The sequence below is a fragment of the Polaromonas sp. LjRoot131 genome (assembly GCF_964252805.1).
In the GTDB taxonomy this organism is placed as follows: Bacteria; Pseudomonadota; Gammaproteobacteria; order Burkholderiales; family Burkholderiaceae_C; genus Polaromonas.
Window position 1 is genome coordinate 575,032 of sequence record NZ_CAXUPF020000002.1, and the last position, 19,824, is coordinate 594,855.

The window sequence follows — 19,824 nt, forward strand, 5'->3', positions numbered from 1 at the left end:
TTTTTTAGGAAATCAAAATGGCATTCGATAAAGACGCATTTTTGACCGCGCTGGATAGCATGACGGTCCTCGAACTCAACGAACTGGTGAAATCCATCGAAGAGAAATTTGGCGTGAGCGCTGCCGCAATGGCTGCTCCCGCTGCTGCTGGCGGCGGCGGTGCTGCTGCTGCCGCTGAAGAGAAGACCGAATTCAACGTCGTGCTGCTCGAAGCTGGCGCCAACAAGGTGTCGGTCATCAAGGCCGTGCGCGAAATCACCGGTCTGGGCCTGAAAGAAGCCAAGGACCTGGTGGACGGCGCTCCGAAGAACGTCAAGGAAGCCGCTCCCAAGGCCGACGCAGAAGCTGCGAAGAAGAAGCTCGAAGAAGCCGGCGCGAAAGTCGAACTCAAGTAATTCTTGGTGTTCGAGAAGGCTGGAAGACCGTAGTCGGGCTTCCAGCCTTTCGTGTTTCAAGGAGCACACCGAAAAGCAGACTTAAACCGTCTGCTTTCCAGTGTTTTCTGACCCCGACTGCAGAAAACGCCTTGGTTCGGGTGACGTGCAATGCGTCACCGTCCGCCATGGTTGGTAGTGGCCAACCACCAAGCTGCCTGAATACGTGGTGTATTCGGGCACGAGAGTCGCCAGAGCCCATCAACGCGGAGAACTCATGGCCTATTCCTACACCGAACGTAAACGCATCCGCAAAAGCTTCGGCAACCGCGAAAGCGTGTTGACTGTTCCCTATTTGCTGCAAATGCAGAAAGACGCGTACACAGCGTTCCTGCAAGCCGACCGTGCCCCCCAGAAGCGCACCATCGAAGGCCTGCAGGCAGCGTTTGACAACGCATTCCCCATCGTCTCGCACAATGGTTTTGTCGAGATGAAGTTCATCGAGTACAACCTGGCCAAGCCCGCCTTCGACGTGCGCGAGTGCCAGACCCGTGGCCTCACATTCGCCTCGGCCGTGCGCGCCAAGGTGCAGCTGATCATTTATGACCGCGAATCATCCACGTCGCAGTCCAAGGTGGTCAAGGAAGTGAAAGAGCAGGAAGTCTACATGGGCGAAGTGCCCCTGATGACCGACAAGGGCTCCTTCGTGATCAACGGGACCGAACGCGTGATCGTGTCCCAGTTGCATCGCTCGCCCGGCGTGTTCTTCGAGCATGACAAGGGTAAAACCCACAGCTCGGGCAAGCTGCTGTTCTCGGCCCGCATCATTCCTTACCGCGGTTCCTGGCTCGACTTCGAGTTCGACCCGAAGGACGTGCTGTACTTCCGCGTCGACCGCCGCCGCAAGATGCCGGTCACCATCCTGCTCAAGGCCATCGGCCTGAACCCGGAATCCATCCTCGCGAACTTCTTCGTGTTCGACAATTTCCGCCTGATGGACAGCGGCGCGCAGATGGAATTCGTCGCCGAGCGCATGCGCGGTGAAGTGGCCCGCTTCGACATCACCGACAAGAACGGCAAGGTCGTCGTCGCCAAGGACAAGCGCATCACGGTTCGCCACACCCGCGAGCTCGAGCAAAGCAACACCACCACCATCAGCGTGCCGGAAGACTTCCTGGTCGGCCGCGTGGTCGCCAAGAACATCGTTGACGCCGAAACCGGCGAAATCATCGCCAAGGCCAATGACGAGCTGACCGAAGTGCTGCTCAAGAAGCTGCGCGTGGCCGGCGTGCAGGACCTGCAGGTGCTGTACACCAACGAACTCGACCAGGGCGCGTACATCTCGCAAACCCTGCGCGCCGATGAAACGGCCGACGAATTCGCCGCCCGCGTCGCAATCTACCGCATGATGCGCCCCGGCGAGCCGCCGACGGAAGACGCGGTGCAGGCACTGTTCCAGCGCCTGTTCTACAACCCGGACACCTACGACCTGTCGCGCGTGGGCCGCATGAAGTTCAACGCCCGTGTCGGCCGCGACTCCTCCACCGGCCCCATGGTCATGACCAACGAGGACATCCTCGCCGTGGTCAAGATCCTGGTCGACCTGCGCAACGGCAACGGCGAAGTTGATGACATCGACCACCTCGGCAATCGCCGCGTGCGTTGTGTCGGCGAACTCGCCGAGAACCAGTACCGCACCGGCCTGGCGCGTATCGAAAAGGCCGTGAAGGAGCGCCTCGGCCAGGCCGAGCAAGAGCCGCTGATGCCGCACGACCTGATCAACAGCAAGCCGATCTCCGCCGCCCTGAAGGAATTCTTCGGCGCATCGCAGCTGTCGCAGTTCATGGACCAGACGAACCCGCTGTCCGAGATCACCCACAAGCGCCGTGTTTCGGCCCTTGGCCCGGGTGGTTTGACCCGCGAACGCGCCGGTTTCGAAGTGCGCGACGTGCACGTGACCCATTACGGCCGCGTCTGCCCGATTGAAACGCCCGAAGGCCCGAACATCGGCCTGATCAACTCGCTGGCCTTGTACGCCCGCCTCAACGAGTACGGTTTCATCGAAACCCCGTACCGCCGTGTGGTGGACAGCAAGATCACCGACCAGATCGACTACCTGTCGGCCATCGAAGAAGGCAAGTACGTGATCGCCCAGGCCAATGCCCTGCTGGACGAATCCGGCAAGCTGACCGGCGATCTGGTGTCTGCCCGTGAAAACGGCGAATCCGTGCTGGTCGGCGCCGAGCGCATCCAGTACATGGACGTGTCCCCTGCGCAGATTGTCTCGGTGGCGGCTTCCCTTGTGCCCTTCCTGGAGCACGATGACGCCAACCGCGCGCTGATGGGCGCCAACATGCAGCGCCAGGCCGTGCCTGTGCTGCGTCCCGAGAAAGCCTTCGTCGGCACCGGCATCGAGCGCGTTTCCGCGGTCGACTCCGGCACCGTGGTGACGGCCAATCGCGGCGGTGTGGTCGACTACGTCGATGCCACCCGCATCGTGGTGCGCGTCAATGATGCGGAAGCCCTGGCCGGCGAAGTCGGTGTGGACATCTACAACCTGATCAAGTACCAGCGTTCCAACCAGAACACCAACATCCACCAGCGCCCCATCGTCAAGATGGGCGACAAGCTGGCCAAGGGCGACGTGATCGCCGACGGTGCATCGACGGACATCGGCGAGCTGGCCCTGGGCCAGAACATGCTGGTGGCTTTCATGCCCTGGAACGGCTACAACTTCGAGGATTCGATCCTGATCTCCGAGCGCGTGGTGGCCGAAGACCGCTACACCTCGATTCACATCGAAGAACTCGTGGTGATGGCCCGCGACACCAAGCTGGGCTCCGAAGAAATCACGCGCGACATTCCCAACCTGTCCGAGCAGCAGCTCAACCGCCTTGACGAGTCCGGCATTATTTATGTCGGCGCCGAAGTCCAGCCGGGCGACACGCTGGTCGGCAAGGTCACACCCAAGGGCGAGACCACGCTGACCCCGGAAGAAAAACTGCTGCGCGCCATCTTCGGCGAAAAGGCCAGCGATGTGAAGGACACCTCGCTGCGCGTGAGCCAGGGCTCGCAGGGCACCGTGATCGACGTGCAGGTCTTCACCCGTGAAGGCATTGTTCGCGACAAGCGCGCCCAGCAGATCATCGACGACGAACTCAAGCGTTTCCGCCTGGACCTGAACGACCAGCTGCGCATCGTGGAAGCCGACGCGTTCGACCGTATCGAAAAGATGCTGGTCGGCAAGGTCGCCAACGGCGGTCCGAAGAAGCTCGCCAAGGGCAGCAAGATCGACAAGGCCTACCTGGCCGACGTCGAGAAGTACCACTGGTTCGACATCCGCCCGGCGGACGACGAAGTGGCTTCGCAGCTGGAAAGCGTCAAGAACGCCATGGAGCAGACGCGCCACAGCTTCGACCTGGCTTTCGAAGAAAAGCGCAAGAAGCTCACGCAGGGCGACGAACTGCCGGCCGGTGTGCTCAAGATGGTCAAGGTCTACCTGGCCGTCAAGCGCCGCCTGCAACCCGGCGACAAGATGGCCGGCCGCCACGGCAACAAGGGTGTGGTGTCCAAGATCGTTCCGGTCGAAGACATGCCCTACATGGCCGACGGCACGCCGTGCGACATCGTGCTGAACCCGCTGGGCGTGCCTTCGCGCATGAACGTGGGCCAGGTGCTTGAAGTCCACCTGGGCTGGGCCGCCAAGGGCCTGGGCCAGCGTATCGGCGACATGCTGCAAGCCGAAGCCAAGGTGGCCGAGCTGCGCAGGTTCATGGACACGCTGTACAACAAGTCCGGCCGCACCGAGGACCTGGCCAAGCTGTCGGATACCGACGTGCTCGAGATGGCCAGCAATCTGGCCACCGGCGTGCCTTTCGCGACGCCGGTGTTCGACGGCGCTTCGGAAGAAGACATCATGACCATGCTCAAGCTGGCCTACCCGGATGACATCGCCAAGGCCAAGGGCCTGACGGCGACGCGCACCCAGGCCCAGCTGTACGACGGGCGCACGGGCGACCAGTTCGAGCGCACGACGACGGTCGGCTACATGCACGTCCTGAAGCTTCACCATCTGGTGGACGACAAGATGCACGCCCGTTCGACCGGCCCCTACAGCCTGGTCACGCAGCAGCCCCTGGGCGGCAAGGCGCAGTTCGGTGGACAGCGTTTCGGCGAGATGGAGGTCTGGGCGCTGGAAGCCTACGGCGCCGCCTACACGCTGCAGGAAATGCTCACCGTCAAGTCCGACGACGTGCAGGGCCGCACCAAGGTGTACGAGAGCATCGTCAAGGGCGAGCACGCGATCACGGCCGGCATGCCCGAGTCGTTCAACGTGCTGGTCAAGGAAATCCGTTCGCTCGGTATCGACATCGAGCTGGAACGCAGCTAATCAACAGGAAAGAAAAGGATTTAACTCATGAAATCATTACTCGACCTGTTCAAGCAATTCACGCCGGATGAGCATTTCGATGCCATCAAGATCGGCATGGCCTCGCCCGAGAAGATCCGTTCGTGGTCTTTCGGCGAAGTCAAGAAGCCTGAAACCATCAACTACCGCACCTTCAAGCCCGAGCGCGACGGTCTTTTTTGCGCCAAGATCTTTGGCCCCATCAAGGACTACGAATGCCTGTGCGGCAAGTACAAGCGCCTCAAGCACCGCGGTGTCATCTGCGAGAAGTGCGGCGTTGAAGTCACGCAGACCAAGGTTCGCCGCGAGCGCATGGGTCACATCGACCTGGCCGCACCGTGCGCGCACATCTGGTTCCTGAAGTCGCTGCCGTCGCGCCTGGGCCTGGTGCTCGACATGACGCTGCGCGACATCGAGCGCGTGCTCTACTTTGAAGCATACGTGGTGACCGATCCCGGCATGACCCCGCTGAAGAAATTCAGCATCATGTCGGAAGACGACTACGACGCCAAGCGTAAAGAGTACGGCGACGAGTACACCGCCAAGATGGGCGCCGAAGGCATCAAGGACCTGCTCGAAGGGCTGGACCTGGACGTCGAAATCGACAAGCTGCGCAACGACCTGACCGGTTCCGAAATCAAGATCAAGAAAAACGCCAAGCGCTTGAAATTGATGGAAGCGTTCAAGAAGTCCGGCATCAAGCCGGGCTGGATGGTGCTGGACGTGCTGCCCGTGCTGCCGCCGGACCTGCGTCCGCTGGTGCCGCTGGACGGCGGCCGCTTCGCGACCTCCGACCTGAACGACCTGTACCGCCGCGTCATCAACCGCAACAGCCGCCTGCGCCGCCTGCTGGAGCTGAAGGCCCCTGAAATCATCGCGCGCAACGAAAAGCGCATGCTGCAGGAAGCCGTCGATTCGCTGCTGGACAACGGCCGCCGCGGCAAGGCCATGACGGGCGCCAACAAGCGCGCGCTGAAGTCTCTCGCCGACATGATCAAGGGCAAGTCGGGCCGTTTCCGCCAGAATTTGCTGGGCAAACGCGTCGACTATTCCGGCCGTTCCGTGATTACCGTGGGCCCGACGCTCAAGCTGCATCAGTGCGGCCTGCCCAAGCTGATGGCGCTGGAACTGTTCAAGCCTTTCATCTTCGCGCAGCTCGAGTCGCGCGGCATCGCCACGACCATCAAGGCGGCGAAGAAGGAAGTCGAATCCGGCACGCCGGTGGTCTGGGACATCCTGGAAGAGGTCATCAAGGAACACCCCGTGATGCTGAACCGTGCGCCTACGCTGCACCGTCTCGGTATCCAGGCCTTTGAGCCCATCCTGATCGAAGGCAAGGCCATCCAGCTGCACCCGCTCGTCTGCTCGGCCTTCAACGCCGACTTCGACGGCGACCAGATGGCCGTCCACGTGCCGCTGTCGGTGGAAGCGCAGATGGAAGCCCGCACGCTGATGCTGGCTTCGAACAACATCCTGTTCCCCGCCAACGGCGAGCCTTCCATCGTTCCTTCGCAGGACGTTGTGCTGGGCCTGTACTACACGACCCGCGACCGTACCAACGGCAAGGGCGAAGGCCTGGTGTTCTCGGACACCGGCGAAGTCCGCCGCGCGTTCGATGCGGGTGAGCTCGACCTGAACGCCCGCATCAGCGTGCGCCTGACCGAGTACACCAAGGACAAGGCCACCGGCGAATTCGTGCCGTCGACCAAGCTGTGGGAAACCACCGGCGGCCGCGCGCTGCTGTCCGAGATCCTGCCCAAGGGCCTGCCTTTCTCCAACATCAACAAGGCGTTGAAGAAGAAGGAAATCTCCAAGCTCATCAACGTGTCTTTCCGCAAGTGCGGATTGAAAGAGACCGTGGTGTTCGCCGACAAGCTGCTGCAGTCGGGCTTCCGCCTGGCGACCAAGGCCGGCATCTCGATCTGCATCGACGACATGCTGATCCCCAAGGAAAAGCCGGCCATCATTGCGCGCGCCCAGAAGGAAGTCAAAGAGATCGAGCAGCAGTATGTCTCGGGCCTGGTGACCTCCGGCGAGCGTTACAACAAGGTGGTCGACATCTGGGGCAAGTCCGGCGACGAAGTGTCCAAGGTGATGATGGCCCAGCTCTCGAAAGAGAAGGTCATCGACCGCAACGGCAAGGAAGTCGAGCAGGAATCCTTCAACTCCATCTACATGATGGCCGACTCCGGCGCCCGCGGTTCCGCGGCGCAGATTCGCCAGGTGGCCGGTATGCGCGGTTTGATGGCCAAGCCCGACGGCTCCATCATCGAAACGCCGATTACGGCCAACTTCCGCGAAGGCCTGAACGTGCTGGAGTACTTCATCTCCACCCACGGTGCCCGTAAGGGTCTGGCCGACACGGCGCTGAAAACCGCCAACTCCGGCTACCTCACGCGCCGCCTGTGCGACGTGGTGCAGGATCTGGTCGTGACCGAAGAGGATTGCGGCACCCAGGAAGGCTCGCTCATGCGCGCCATCGTGGAGGGCGGTGAAGTCATCGAATCGCTGCGCGACCGTATCCTCGGCCGCACCGCGGTGGAAGACGTGCTGCACCCCGAGAACCGCTCGGTCCTGGCCAAGGCCGGCGTCATGCTGGACGAAGACCTGATCGAAGAGCTCGAAGCAGCCGGCGTGGACGAAGTCAAAGTGCGCACGGCCCTGACCTGCGAAACCCGCTTCGGCCTGTGCGCCAAGTGCTATGGCCGCGATTTGGGCCGCGGTGGCCTGATCAACATCGGCGAAGCGGTCGGTATCATCGCCGCCCAGTCGATCGGCGAACCCGGCACCCAGCTGACGATGCGGACCTTCCACATCGGCGGCGCCGCATCGCGCGCAGCCATCGCCTCCAGCGTCGAAGCCAAGTCCAACGGCGTGATCGGTTTCAACGCACCGATGCGCTATGTGACCAACAGCAAGGGCGAACTGGTCGTGATCGCCCGTTCCGGCGAGATCGTCATCCATGACGAACACGGCCGCGAGCGCGAGCGCCACAAGGTGCCGTACGGCGCGATTCTGGCGGTGAAAGCCGACCAGACCATCAAGGCCGGTGCCATCCTGGCCAACTGGGATCCGCTGACGCGCCCCATCATTACCGAGTTCGCCGGCAAGGTGGCCTTCGAGAATGTGGAAGAAGGCGTGACGGTTGCCAAGCAGGTTGACGATGTGACCGGCTTGTCCACCCTGGTGGTGATCGATCCGAAACGCCGCGGCGCCACCAAGGTGATCCGTCCGCAGGTCAAGCTGATCGACGCTTCCGGCCATGAAGTCAAGATCCCCGGCACCGATCACTCGGTGACCATCGGCTTCCAGGTGGGCGCGCTGGTCCAGGTGCGCGACGGCCAGGACGTGGGCCCCGGCGAAGTGCTGGCCCGTATCCCGATCGAAGGCCAGAAGACGCGCGACATTACCGGCGGTCTGCCGCGTGTTGCCGAGCTGTTCGAAGCCCGTACGCCGAAAGACAAGGGCACGCTGGCCGAGATGACCGGTACCGTGTCCTTCGGTAAAGAGACCAAGGGCAAGGTTCGCCTGCAGATCACCGATCCTGACGGCAAGGTCTGGGAAGACCTCGTTCCGAAGGAAAAGAACATCCTGGTGCACGAAGGCCAGGTGGTCAACAAGGGCGAATCGATTGTGGACGGCCCGGCCGACCCGCAAGACATCCTGCGCCTGCTGGGCATGGAAGAGCTGGCTCGCTACATCGTCGACGAAGTGCAGGACGTTTACCGTCTGCAGGGCGTGAAGATCAACGACAAGCACATCGAAGTGATTGTTCGCCAGATGCTGCGCCGTGTGGTCGTTGAAAACGTGGGTGACTCCAGCTACATCGCCGGCGAACAGGTCGAGCGTTCCGCCATGCTGGACGCCAACGACGCCCTGCGCGCCGACGGCAAAGTCCCGGCAACGTTCAGCAACCTGCTGCTCGGTATCACCAAGGCTTCGCTGTCGACCGATTCGTTCATCTCTGCGGCTTCCTTCCAGGAAACCACCCGCGTGCTCACCGAGGCTGCCATCATGGGCAAGCGCGACGAGTTGCGCGGCCTGAAAGAGAACGTGATCGTCGGCCGCCTGATCCCCGCCGGCACCGGCATGGCCTACCACGAGGCACGCAAGGCCAAGGACCAGATGGACGACGCCGAGCGCCGCGCCATCGCCGAAGCCGAAGCCGCCGAACTGGAAGCCATGCCCGCCGCGGCTGAAACCGGTGCTGGCGACAGCGCCGCTTCCGAGTAAGCCGGCTGACACGCTCCCGGCGCCCTGAAAGGCGCCCGGCCCCACACCTGCAAAGGTGTGGGGCTTTTTTTTGGCCGCTTGCCGCGTGGCCGCCACACAGGGCGGAGGGCCGGCTTGCCGATCCGGCCCAAAAGCAGTTAACCTCGCGGCAGCCGCCGGCCGGGATCCTCTCCTGCCGGCCTTCTTCAGTACCAAGGAGTCCCATGTCCCTCAGCACGCTTGTCGTCATCGTCGTGTTTGCCCTGCTGGTCTTCTGGGCCGTGGGCGCCTACAACCGGCTGGTGCGGCACAAAAACATCATTGCCAATGCTTTCGGCCAGATCGACGTGCAGCTCAAGCGCCGTTATGACCTGATCCCCAACCTGGTGGAAGCCGCCAAGAAATACCTGCAGCACGAGCAAAGCACGCTGGAGGCCGTGACACTGGCGCGCAACCAGGCGCGCAGCGCCAGCGATGCGGTGCGCAGCCGGCCCGCCAACGCCGTGGCCGTGACCGCGCTGGCCGTCGCCGAGCAGGCGCTCGAAGGCAGCCTGGGCCGCCTCTTCGCCGTGGCCGAGGCCTACCCTGAACTCAAGGCCGACCAGACCATACGCGAACTCAGCGAAGAACTCACGAGCACAGAGAACAAGGTCGGCTTCGCGCGCCAGGCCTACAACGATGCCGTGCTGGACTACAACAATGCACAGGGCCAGTTTCCGGCCGTGCTGATCGCCCGCACTTTTGGTTTTGCACCTTCGGCCATGCTGCGCGCGACCGAGAATGCGACCGAACGCCAGGCCGTGCGCATTCAAATGTAGTGGCTGCCAAATGGCTTGCTCCTTCCCGGCCCGCCGCTGATGCGCTTCTTTGAACGGCAGGAAACCGCCCGCGCCCAGACCCTGCGACTGCTGTTGCTCTTCGGCCTGACCCTGGTCGCCCTGTTGCTGGCCGTCAATGGGGCGCTGGCATTGGCCTGGCGGCTGGTGACGCCAGGCTTCAGCGGCTACCCGGGCTACTTTTTTACCGTCAACACCTCGGTGACCCTGTTGTTCGTGCTGGGCGGCTGGTGGCTGGAGACCTCGGCGCTGAGCAGCGGCGGCGAGGCGCTGGCGCGCCGCGTGGGCGCGCGCGAGGCCTGGCCCGCCAGCCGGGAAGCCGAACAAAAGCTCAGCAACATCGTCAGCGAACTTGCCATCGCCGCGAGCATGAAACCGCCCTTGGCCATGGTGCTGCCGCGCCTGGACGCGATCAATGCCTTCGCCGCAGGCTGGAGCGAAGACGACGCGGTCATCGCCGTCACGCAAGGCGCGCTCGACAAGCTCACGCGCGACGAACTCCAGGGCCTGGTGGCCCACGAGCTGAGCCACTTGCGCGAAGGCGATACGCGTTTGAACATGCGGCTGGCCGGCATGGTGTTCGGGCTGGAGATGATCTTCAACCTGGGCCGCAGCATGTGCGGCGCCGGCGAGAACGGCCAGCGTTCTTTCCTTGCCTTGCCCGGTTTCCCCATCCTGGTTGCCGGTTCGCTGGGCTGGCTGGCAGGCCGCGCGCTCAAGGCGGCGATCTCGCGCCAGCGCGAGTTCCTGGCCGACGCGCGCGCCGTGCAGTTCACGCGCAGCCGCGAAGGTCTGGGCGGCGTGCTGCGCAAGGTAGCCGGCGAGGAAGAGCAGGGCATGGCGCCCGCGCGCAGCCTGCACCCGGCGGTGCAGCACATGCTGCTGGTCGATGCCCGCGACCGGGGCCGCTGGTTCGCCAGCCACCCGCCGCTTGCGGAGCGCATCTTCCAGATCTACGGCCGGCCCATGGCGGCTTTGTCCATGCGGGACGAACTGCCGACGCGGCCCGACGCGATCTTTTGAACGCAGTGCCATCAACGATGAATGGGTGCCAAGCAAATCGCCAATGGTTCGAATGCCGGGGTGACGCGGCGCACCGAAGTACTGGATACTCCCTATAGGGCGCCTAGGGCGCAGCGTTAAATTGTCGGATCAAGAAGAAACCAAGTCTGAAACCGCCTGGAGGCCCCACATGAGAATCCCACATCTCGCCCAACTCGCCGTACCCTTGCTGTGCCTGGCACTCAGCCCTCTCGCGCAGGCGCAGAGCAAGGAAGCGCTCTACACGCGGAGCCTGGCCGCTACCTGCGCCAACTGCCATGGCACCGACGGCAAGGTGGTGCAGGGTTCCCAGGTCACTTCTCTGGCCGGCCTGGACAAAGGCTACATCGTCGCGCAGATGAACGCCTTCAAGACCGGCGCGCGGCCGGCTACCGTGATGCACCAGATCAGCAAGGGCTTCAACGACACGCAGATCGAGACGCTGGCCGGCTACTTTGCCGCGCAAAAGAAGTAAGGGAGAACAGACACCATGAACACGCTTCTTCAATCCTCTTCCGCTTCTTTCGCTTCGATGGCCGGCTTCAAGCGCCGTTCTTTCCTGCAGTCCACCGCCGCCCTGGGCCTGTTGGGGCTGGCCGGCTGCGCCAGCACCGCCGTTCCGTCCAAGGCCAAGGTCGTGGTGATAGGCGGCGGCTACGGCGGCGCCACCGCCGCCAAGTATGTGCGCCTGCTGTCCGACCACACAATCGATGTGGTGCTGATCGAGCCGCAGGATGCTTTCGTTTCCTGCCCCATCTCCAACCTGGTGCTCAGCGGCGGTAAGCAGCTCTCTGATCTCACCACCTCCTACGCGGGCCTGTCGCGCGCCCACGGCGTCACGGTGGTGAAAGACTACGCGAGCGCCATCGACACCGCGAGGAAGACCGTCACGCTGGCCGGCGGCGCCACCATCGCCTACGACAAGCTGGTGGTCTCGCCCGGCGTGGAATTGATGTTCGGCAGCATTGAGGGCCTCAAGGAGGCCAATGCCTCCGGCCAGGTGCTGCAGGCCTGGAAGGCCGGTGCGGAAACCGTGGCGCTGCGCCGCCAGCTGGAGGCCATGCCCGACGGCGGCGTCTACGCCATCACGATTCCCGAAGCGCCTTATCGCTGCCCGCCCGGCCCTTACGAGCGCGCCTCGGTCATCGCCGGCTATTTCAAGGCCGCCAAGCCGCGCAGCAAGGTGCTGATCCTGGACGCGAATCCCGACGTCACCTCCAAGGGCCCGTTGTTCAAGAAGGTCTGGGCCGAGCAGTACAAGGGCATCGTCGAATACCGCGGCCAGCACAAGGCCACGGCGGTGGATGTGAAGGCCGGCATCATCAAGTTCGACGTGCAGGACGACGTCAAGGCCAACGTGCTCAATGTGCTGCCCGCGATGCGCGCCGGCACCATCGCCGTGCAGGCGGGCCTGAACAACCAGGCCAACAACCGCTGGTGCGGCGTCAACTACCTGACTTTCGAATCCACCGCCGCGAAGGACGTGCACGTGCTCGGCGACTCCATCCAGGTGGCGCCGGCCATGCCCAAGAGCGGCCACATGGCCAACAACCACGGCAAGGTTGCGGCCGCCGCCATCGTGGCCCAGCTCTCGGGCTGGGACGTCAACCCCGCGCCCATGCTGACCAACACCTGCTACAGCTTTGTCGATAACAAAAACGTGATCCACGTGGCCAGCGTGCATGAATACGTGGCCGCCGAGAAAACCTTCAAAGCGGTCGCCGGCTCCGGCGGCGTCAGCGCCGGGCCTACCGAGCTTGAGGGCGTCTACGCTTTGAATTGGGCCAGCAACATCTGGGCCGATAGTCTCGGTTAGCCCCCACAGTCGTTCACTGCGTGTAACTCCTTGCCCCCCGAGGGGGCCGCCCGCCCTCCGGCCCGGCAAAGCCGGTTCCGGGGCTCATGCTGGGCTTAAGAGTTCAGTAGGGCACAACCAGTGGTGATCTCCTGGCTGGTCTAATACGTGTTGGCCGTCCATTTCGGGCGGTACCCGTGAGTTCAATGCAAGACAACCCAACCCAAGTCCCCCTGTGGCGCCAGTTGCAAGGCGCCGCTTCCCTGTTAATGGCCGTGCGCGACGGCCAGTCCATGACTGCCGCGCTCGAAGACGTTGATGCCACGTTACGGCCAGGTGTGCAGTCGCTGGGCTTTCACACGCTGCGCTGGCTGGGCCGTGCCGAGGCCTTGCGCCAGCAGTTGGCCCGCCGCCCGCCGCCACCCGAGGCCGACGCTTTGTTGTGCGTGGCCCTGGCCTTGATCTGGACCGAGCACGACGCGCCTTACACCGCCCATACTCTCGTAGACCAGGCGGTTGAAGCCGCCAAACGCGGCGACGCCACGCAGCACCAGGCCAGCTTTATCAACGGCTGCCTGCGCCGCTTTTTGCGCGAGCGCGACGATCTGGTGGCGCGCACCGAAAAAAGTCCCCAGGCCGTCTGGAACCATCCGCAGTGGTGGATAGACCGGGTGCGCAAGGATCACCCAGGCGATTGGCAGGCTGTTCTGCAGGCCAACAACAGCCGTGCTCCCCTCATCCTGCGCGTCAATGAACGCAAAACAACCCAGGCTGCGTACCTGAAGGCGCTGGCAGCCGTCCAGATCGACGCCGCGCCGGTGGGCCAATACGGCGTGATCCTGGCTTCGGCACGACCCGTAACCGGCTTGCCGGGCTTTGCCGAGGGGCATTTTTCAGTTCAGGACGCCGCCGCGCAGCTGGCGGCGCCCTTGCTGCTGGAAGGACTTGCCGCTTCGGACGGGAGCGGTACCCGGCTCCACATCCTCGATGCCTGCGCCGCCCCGGGCGGCAAAACCGCCCACTTGCTGGAAATCGCCGATTGCGAGGTGACGGCGCTGGACATCGATGCGCACCGTTGCGAACGTGTGGGCCAGAACTTGCTGCGCCTAGGCCTGCAGGCTGAGATTCGTGTGGGTGACGCCGGCGAGCCGGACGGCTGGTGGGATGGCCGGCTGTACGATGGCATCTTGCTGGATGCCCCCTGCACCGCTTCCGGCATCGTGCGGCGCCACCCCGACGTGCGCTGGCTGCGCCGGCCCACCGACATCGCCCAGCTGGCCGCCATCCAGGCGAAGCTGCTCCAGACGCTGTGGCCGCTGCTCAAACCCGGCGGGCGCCTGCTGTACTGCACCTGCTCGGTTTTTCGCGCGGAAGGCGACAACCAGATACAAACGTTTCTTACGCACCACACCGATGCCCTATTAAGGCCCTCGCCGGGGCATTTGCTCCCGCAAAGTGGCGGGGAAGCGACGGTCTTCCCGGACAATTTGATGCGTGAGCACGACGGTTTTTATTACGCACTCCTTGAAAAAAGCGGCCGCTGACGACCGTCGGCGCCTGGGGTATGCCGCTGCGCGCTGGCTGCTGGGCGCGTTTCTCTGCGTGCTGATGGCCTGGGCGCCCGGGCTGGCCTCGGCCACCGAGATCACCCAGCTGCGGGTCGAACGCGGCGAAGACGGCGTGCACCTGTCCGCCCTGGTCCGCTTCGACCTCCCGCTGGTGGTGGAAGACGCCCTGCTCAAGGGTATTCCGATGTTTTTTGTGGTCGAGGCCGATATCTACCGCGACCGCTGGTACTGGACCGACCCGCGCGTGGCCAGCACCGCCCGCACCATACGCCTGGCCTACCAGCCGCTGACCCGGCGCTGGCGCGTCAACATCGCGTCGGGGCTGATCACCAGCTCCTCCGGCTTGCGGGCCACCTTGAACCAGAATTACGAAACCCTGTCCGAGGCCTTGTCGGCCATCCAGCGCGTGGCCCGCTGGAAGATTGCGGAAGCCGGCGACGTGGACCCGGATGCCTCCTACAAGCTGGACTTCAGTTTCCGGCTGGACCTGTCCCAACTGCCGCGGCCGTTCCAGATCGGCGTGGCCGGCCAGCGGGACTGGAATATTTCCGCGCAGGCCAAGGATCGGCTCAGGCTGGAACCCGCCGCGCCCCAGGCCGCCCCCGCGGCCCCAGGCACCGAGGCCACCAAGTGAACCTGCAGGTCAGCGGCGGGTCCCTCAAAAGCAGCAAGGCTTTTCGCTGGACGGTCGGCGTCGGCATAGGCGCCATCGTCGCGCTGGGCCTGGTGCTGATGTTCCTGCTGACGCAGGCCACCGGCAACCGCGAACTCTACGAGCGCAACTACGCGCTGCTGCTGGTGCTCAACATCGCCGTCGCCGGCCTGCTGCTGCTGGTGATCGGCTGGATCGTTGCGCGCCTGCTGCTGCGCCTGCGCCGCGGCCGCTTCGGCAGCCGCCTGCTGGTCAAGCTGGCGGCCATCTTCGCGCTGGTGGGCCTGATGCCGGGCCTGATGATTTACGTGGTGTCCTACCAGTTCGTTTCGCGTTCCATCGAAAGCTGGTTCGACGTGGAGGTCGAAGGCGCCCTGGCCGCAGGCCTGAACCTGGGCCGCGCCACGCTGGACACGCTGGCGGCCGACCTCGGCAACAAGACGCGGCAGGCCGCCACGCAGATTGCCGAAACGCCCGACGCCATGGCCGGCCTGGCGCTCGAGCGCCTGCGCGACCAGTTGCAGGCCAGCGATGTGGTGCTCTGGAGCCCCTCGGGCCAGGTGATCGCCAGCGCCGGCGAATCGCGCTTCCTGCTCAAACCCGAGCGTCCCTCGGTGCAGCAACTGCGCAGCGCGCGCACGCAGCGTGTCGTCACGCAGATCGAAGGCCTGGACGAGGTGGTCTCCGCCGGCAACGGCGAACTGGCGGCGAGTGCCGCCGGCCCGGCGGCCAACGCCGGCAACGCGCCGCGCGTCAAGGCCATCGCCGTGGTCAACAACCCCAATGTGGCCGTGCTGGGCGACGCCCGCTTTTTGCAGGTGACCCAGCTGCTGCCCGAAGGCCTGGTGGCCAACGCCGTCGCCGTGCAGGAGGCCAACCGCGAATACCAGGAGCGCGCGCTGGCGCGCGGCGGCCTGCGCAAGATGTACATAGGCACACTTACGCTCAGCCTGTTCCTCGCCGTGTTCGGCGCGGTGCTGCTGGCGGTGCTGCTGGGCAACCAGCTGGCCAAGCCGCTGCTGGTGCTGGCCGAAGGCGTGCGCCAGGTGGCGCAGGGCGACCTCACGCCCAAGGCCGCGCTGCAAGGCAAGGATGAACTCGGCGGGCTCACGCGTTCCTTTGCCGACATGACGCAGCAGCTGTCCGATGCCCGCACGGCGGTGCAGCAAAGCATGAGCCAGGTGGACGCGGCGCGCGCCAACCTGCAGACCATCCTGGACAACCTGACGGCAGGCGTCATCGTGCTGGACGTGCGCGGCAGCATCCAGTCCAGCAATCCGGGCGCCACGCGCATCCTGCGCGCGCCTCTGGCGGCCTACCACGGCAAGTCGCTCGGCGAGGTGCCTGGCCTGGGCGTGTTCGCCAAAGACGTGCTGGCCCAGTTCGCCGATTACCTCAGCGACGGGGCACCGCACGCGCTGGAGCACTGGCAGCAGTCGTTCGAACTCAACGCGGCCATGCCCGGCTCCCCCGACAACGCCATCACGCTGATCGCGCGCGGCGCCAAGATGCCCGGCACCGAGGAGTTCCTGCTGGTGTTCGACGATATTTCCGAAATGGTCTCGGCCCAGCGCGCGCAGGCCTGGGGCGAGGTGGCGCGCCGGCTCGCGCATGAAATCAAGAACCCGCTCACGCCGATACAGCTGTCGGCCGAGCGCCTGGAAATGAAGCTCTCCGGCAAGGTGGGCGAGGCCGAACAGTTGCTGCTCACCAAATCCGTCAAGACCATCGTCGACCAGGTCGACGCGATGAAGCGGCTGGTCAACGAGTTCCGCGATTACGCCCGGCTGCCGGCCGCCGAACTCAAGCCCGTGGACCTCAACGCCCTGGTGAACGACGTGATGCAGCTCTACCTGCACGACAGCCATAACGATGGCCACGGCGGCCGGCGCAGCGATGCCGCCGCCGCCGTGCCCGTCGTCACCGAACTTGACCCCAAGGCCCCGCTGATCCAGGGCGATGCCCAGCAGCTGCGCCAGGTCATCCACAACCTGCTGCAAAATGCGCAGGACGCGCAAGAAGGCAGAGAGGGTGCGCGCGTCACCCTCAAGACCGAATACTCCGAGACCTCCAGGCGCGTGCGCCTGAGTGTGCGAGACAGGGGCACCGGCTTTCCCGAACACATCCTCAAACGCGCCTTCGAGCCCTACGTCACCACCAAGGTCAAGGGCACGGGCCTGGGGCTGGCGGTGGTCAAAAAAATCGCCGACGAACACGGCGCGCGCATCGATATTTCCAATCGCGTCGAGGACGGCGCGGTGCAAGGGGCGCAAGTGTCGTTATCATTTGCAGTTGTGGCATAACAACACATTCAGTAACACTTCGATTTCTAGATCCGCACGACATCGCAAACAACAGGCAGGCAGCAATTCAATCATGGCAAATATTCTGGTGGTCGACGACGAGCTGGGCATACGCGACCTTCTCTCAGAAATTCTCAATGACGAAGGGCATCAGGTCGAGCTCGCCGAAAACGCGGCGCAGGCGCGTGCCGCCCGCGGCCGCTCCAGGCCCGACCTGGTGCTGCTGGACATCTGGATGCCCGACACCGACGGCGTGACCTTGCTCAAGGAGTGGTCCTCCAGCGGCCTGCTGAGCATGCCGGTCATCATGATGAGCGGCCACGCCACCATAGACACCGCCGTCGAGGCCACCAAGATAGGCGCGATGGCCTTTCTGGAAAAACCCATCACCCTGCAAAAGCTGCTCAAGGCCGTTGAGCAGGGCCTCAGCAAGACGGCCCCGCGCAAGCCGGCCGCCCCGAACAGCAATTCGGCGTTGCCCTTGGCCGACCTCACCGTCGAGGCCGTGATGACTGGCGGCACCTTGCCGGCGCCCGTCGACATGGGGCCCCAGGCCACGCAGAGCTTCCTGCTGGAGAAACCGCTGCGCGATGCGCGCGACGAATTCGAGAAAGCCTATTTCGAATTCCACCTTGCCAAGGAAGGCGGTTCCATGACCCGCGTGGCGGAAAAAACCGGCCTGGAACGCACCCATCTGTACCGCAAACTGAAGCAGCTGGGCGTGGACCTCACGCGCGGCAAACGCGGCATCTGAGCCTTTCCCGGCCGGCCGGCCGGGCACCCCTCACGGCTGATATATAATCTAAGGCTCAGGCCCGGTAGCTCAGTCGGTAGAGCAGAGGATTGAAAATCCTTGTGTCGGTGGTTCGATTCCGCCCCAGGCCACCAGATGCGCAAGCCCTTGATTCCTAATGGATTCAGGGGCTTTTTAATTTCTGGTGCGTCGCTTTCCCTTTGCGTTGGGATACCGGGGCCCCACATGCGCTGGCAACATTTGGGGTCGCGGGATCTGCGAGTTTCCAGGGCGCGCAACCGCCTCCCAGGTACGGAACGCCTGTAAGATGCCCTCCTATCGTGCCGCCCCGCATCCCGGCAAAAGGCTTGGCCGAGGCTACGCCGCAGAGCGCCCGGCGGCCTATCGTTAATGATGCTTAACCATGGCTTCAAGGCTGGATCGATGAATTTCAGCTGAGCAGCCAATACCAGGAATTCAATTGAAGTACCACGTCAGTCACATCATGTGCAATGGCCGGGCGTATGGTTTAAATGCCTACCAGGAAGTCATTGATTCCGTCGTCTGGGGCCTGCGTGAGTTGGGGCACACAGTGGAGTTTGGCGTAGACACCTTCTCTGAATCGGCGACGAACATCATCTTTGGCGCCCAGATGCTTGAGATGGATGTGATCAGCAAGCTGCCGCCCTCCACCATTGTTTATAACTTCGAGCAAATTCGAGGCGAGACTGTGCTGAAGCCGCCGATGATGTATGCCGCGGCGAATTTCAAGATATGGGATTACAGCGAAGGGAATGCGGATGCGTGGAAGAAACTCAATGCGGATCTCCGGATCGTGCCGGTAGGGTATGCGGAATCTCTGACGCGAATTCCCAAAGCGGCGGTCCAGGACATTGACGTTCTGATGTACGGAGCACCCGGGCCCGATCGTATGGACGCGTTCTACCATCTTTGCCATTCCGGGCTCAAGGCTGTCTTTGTGTGCGGCCTGTATGGGAAGGAGAGGGATGAGTTGGTTGCGCGATCAAAACTCATCGTGAACATCCATTTCTATACGGCGAAAAAAGTATTTGAAGTCGTTCGCGTTTCTTATCTGCTGGCCAATCGCAAAGCTGTAGTGGCCGACATTGATCCGGAAACCGTGATTGAGGAGGATATTCGCGCCGGGATCTGCGTGGCGTCTCCGTCAATGCTTGTTCAGGAGTGCCACAACATTGTCTTCAATGACAATCGCCGTAAAGCCCTGGAAGAATCCGGATTTGAGGCCTTTCGGAAGAGGGACATAAGACCTATTCTGGAGGCTGCTTTGGCGGGTTGAGATCCACCCGGCGGCCACACAGGCGAGTGCGCTCTGTTCCATCAGAACAGCCTCTAAAGGGAATGCCACTTCGTCTGAGGCCATCGGCAGGCGCAAACTTCAAAACCTCCCGCAGCGCAAGCGCTGCGGGAGGTTTTGTGGTTTTTAGCGGCCGGTTGCGGAGCCTCTTGCAACCGCGGCCCGGCAAATCAACCGCGCGTAGAACGCTTATTGAACGACAGGGTAGTCGCGCTCGAGTGCGGAGACCGACACGGCGCTGCCGGCTTCGGCTTTCACTTCAGCGCGGCTCCGGGTGCTGGCGGGTGCGCTGGCTTCGGGGGCTTGGTAGGTCGGGCCAATGTTCACGGAATAACCTTCGTGCTGGGCTTGTGCCAGCTCGGCGCGGACGTCGGCGCGGGTCTTGCTGCTGACCGTATTCACCTGGTCCTGGGGGAAAGGATCGCGGCCTTCGGCGAAGCTGCTGGCGGAGCCGAAGAAGGCGAGTGCGGAGACGGCAAGAACGGAGGCGGAGACGAGATTCGATTTCATGATGAATTTCCTTTAGACAGTTTTTGAAAAATCCGGTCGGACGGGCTGTGTGCCCG

The 19,824-nt window shown here is 63.4% G+C and carries 13 protein-coding genes and 1 tRNA gene; 13 read left to right on the plus strand and 1 reads right to left on the minus strand.

The genetic code is table 11. The features are described from left to right. Positions 1-17 precede the first annotated feature (17 nt). From rplL to ACSQ27_RS13310, 13 genes are all read left to right on the plus strand, one after another. Positions 18-395 carry a 50S ribosomal protein L7/L12 gene (rplL, locus tag ACSQ27_RS13250; protein WP_436155951.1) on the plus strand — a complete coding sequence of 126 codons (378 nt, stop codon included), beginning with the start codon at positions 18-20 and terminating at the stop codon, positions 393-395. 256 nt (positions 396-651) lie between these two features. Then, positions 652-4,764 carry a DNA-directed RNA polymerase subunit beta gene (gene rpoB, locus ACSQ27_RS13255; protein ID WP_436155952.1) on the plus strand — a complete coding sequence of 1,371 codons (4,113 nt, stop codon included), beginning with the start codon at positions 652-654 and terminating at the stop codon, positions 4,762-4,764. A gap of 27 nt (positions 4,765-4,791) precedes the next feature. Continuing rightward, positions 4,792-9,015 (plus strand): DNA-directed RNA polymerase subunit beta', encoded by a 4,224-nt coding sequence (rpoC, locus tag ACSQ27_RS13260; RefSeq protein WP_436155953.1) that lies wholly within the window; start codon positions 4,792-4,794, stop codon positions 9,013-9,015. 203 nt (positions 9,016-9,218) lie between these two features. Beyond that, on the plus strand, positions 9,219-9,812 hold the full coding sequence (locus tag ACSQ27_RS13265) for a LemA family protein (RefSeq protein WP_436155954.1): 594 nt from the start codon (positions 9,219-9,221) through the stop codon (positions 9,810-9,812). A gap of 39 nt (positions 9,813-9,851) precedes the next feature. Further along, the gene (locus tag ACSQ27_RS13270) at positions 9,852-10,853 is read left to right on the plus strand and encodes a M48 family metalloprotease (RefSeq protein WP_436155955.1); all 1,002 of its coding nucleotides are present in this window, start codon (positions 9,852-9,854) and stop codon (positions 10,851-10,853) included. 169 nt (positions 10,854-11,022) lie between these two features. Beyond that, positions 11,023-11,346, plus strand: coding sequence for a c-type cytochrome (locus ACSQ27_RS13275; RefSeq protein WP_436155956.1), 324 nt, complete (start codon positions 11,023-11,025; stop codon positions 11,344-11,346). Between the two features lie 15 nt (positions 11,347-11,361). Continuing rightward, the gene (locus ACSQ27_RS13280) at positions 11,362-12,687 is read left to right on the plus strand and encodes an FCSD flavin-binding domain-containing protein (protein WP_436155957.1); all 1,326 of its coding nucleotides are present in this window, start codon (positions 11,362-11,364) and stop codon (positions 12,685-12,687) included. 185 nt (positions 12,688-12,872) lie between these two features. Then, positions 12,873-14,210 carry a 16S rRNA (cytosine(967)-C(5))-methyltransferase RsmB gene (rsmB, locus tag ACSQ27_RS13285; RefSeq protein WP_436155958.1) on the plus strand — a complete coding sequence of 446 codons (1,338 nt, stop codon included), beginning with the start codon at positions 12,873-12,875 and terminating at the stop codon, positions 14,208-14,210. Beyond that, a complete protein-coding gene (locus tag ACSQ27_RS13290) occupies positions 14,161-14,868 on the plus strand; it encodes a DUF4390 domain-containing protein (protein WP_436155959.1) in 708 nt (235 codons plus the stop codon). Before rsmB ends, ACSQ27_RS13290 begins: the two co-directional genes overlap by 50 nt. Next, a complete protein-coding gene (locus tag ACSQ27_RS13295; protein ID WP_436155960.1) occupies positions 14,865-17,189 on the plus strand; it encodes an ATP-binding protein in 2,325 nt (774 codons plus the stop codon). The genes ACSQ27_RS13290 and ACSQ27_RS13295 overlap by 4 nt, the downstream gene beginning before the upstream one ends. Positions 17,190-17,262: 73 nt before the next feature. Further along, on the plus strand, positions 17,263-17,943 hold the full coding sequence (locus ACSQ27_RS13300; protein ID WP_436155961.1) for a response regulator: 681 nt from the start codon (positions 17,263-17,265) through the stop codon (positions 17,941-17,943). A 58-nt stretch (positions 17,944-18,001) separates the two neighbouring features. Next, positions 18,002-18,077: transfer RNA gene (locus ACSQ27_RS13305), tRNA-Phe, on the plus strand. Between the two features lie 326 nt (positions 18,078-18,403). Next, entirely contained in the window at positions 18,404-19,240 is an 837-nt protein-coding gene (locus ACSQ27_RS13310) for a hypothetical protein (RefSeq protein ID WP_436155962.1), read from the plus strand. A gap of 207 nt (positions 19,241-19,447) precedes the next feature. On the opposite strand, the gene ACSQ27_RS13315 is transcribed toward ACSQ27_RS13310, so the two are convergent. After that, the gene (locus ACSQ27_RS13315; protein WP_436155963.1) at positions 19,448-19,768 is read right to left on the minus strand and encodes a DUF4148 domain-containing protein; all 321 of its coding nucleotides are present in this window, start codon (positions 19,766-19,768) and stop codon (positions 19,448-19,450) included. Positions 19,769-19,824 lie beyond the last annotated feature (56 nt).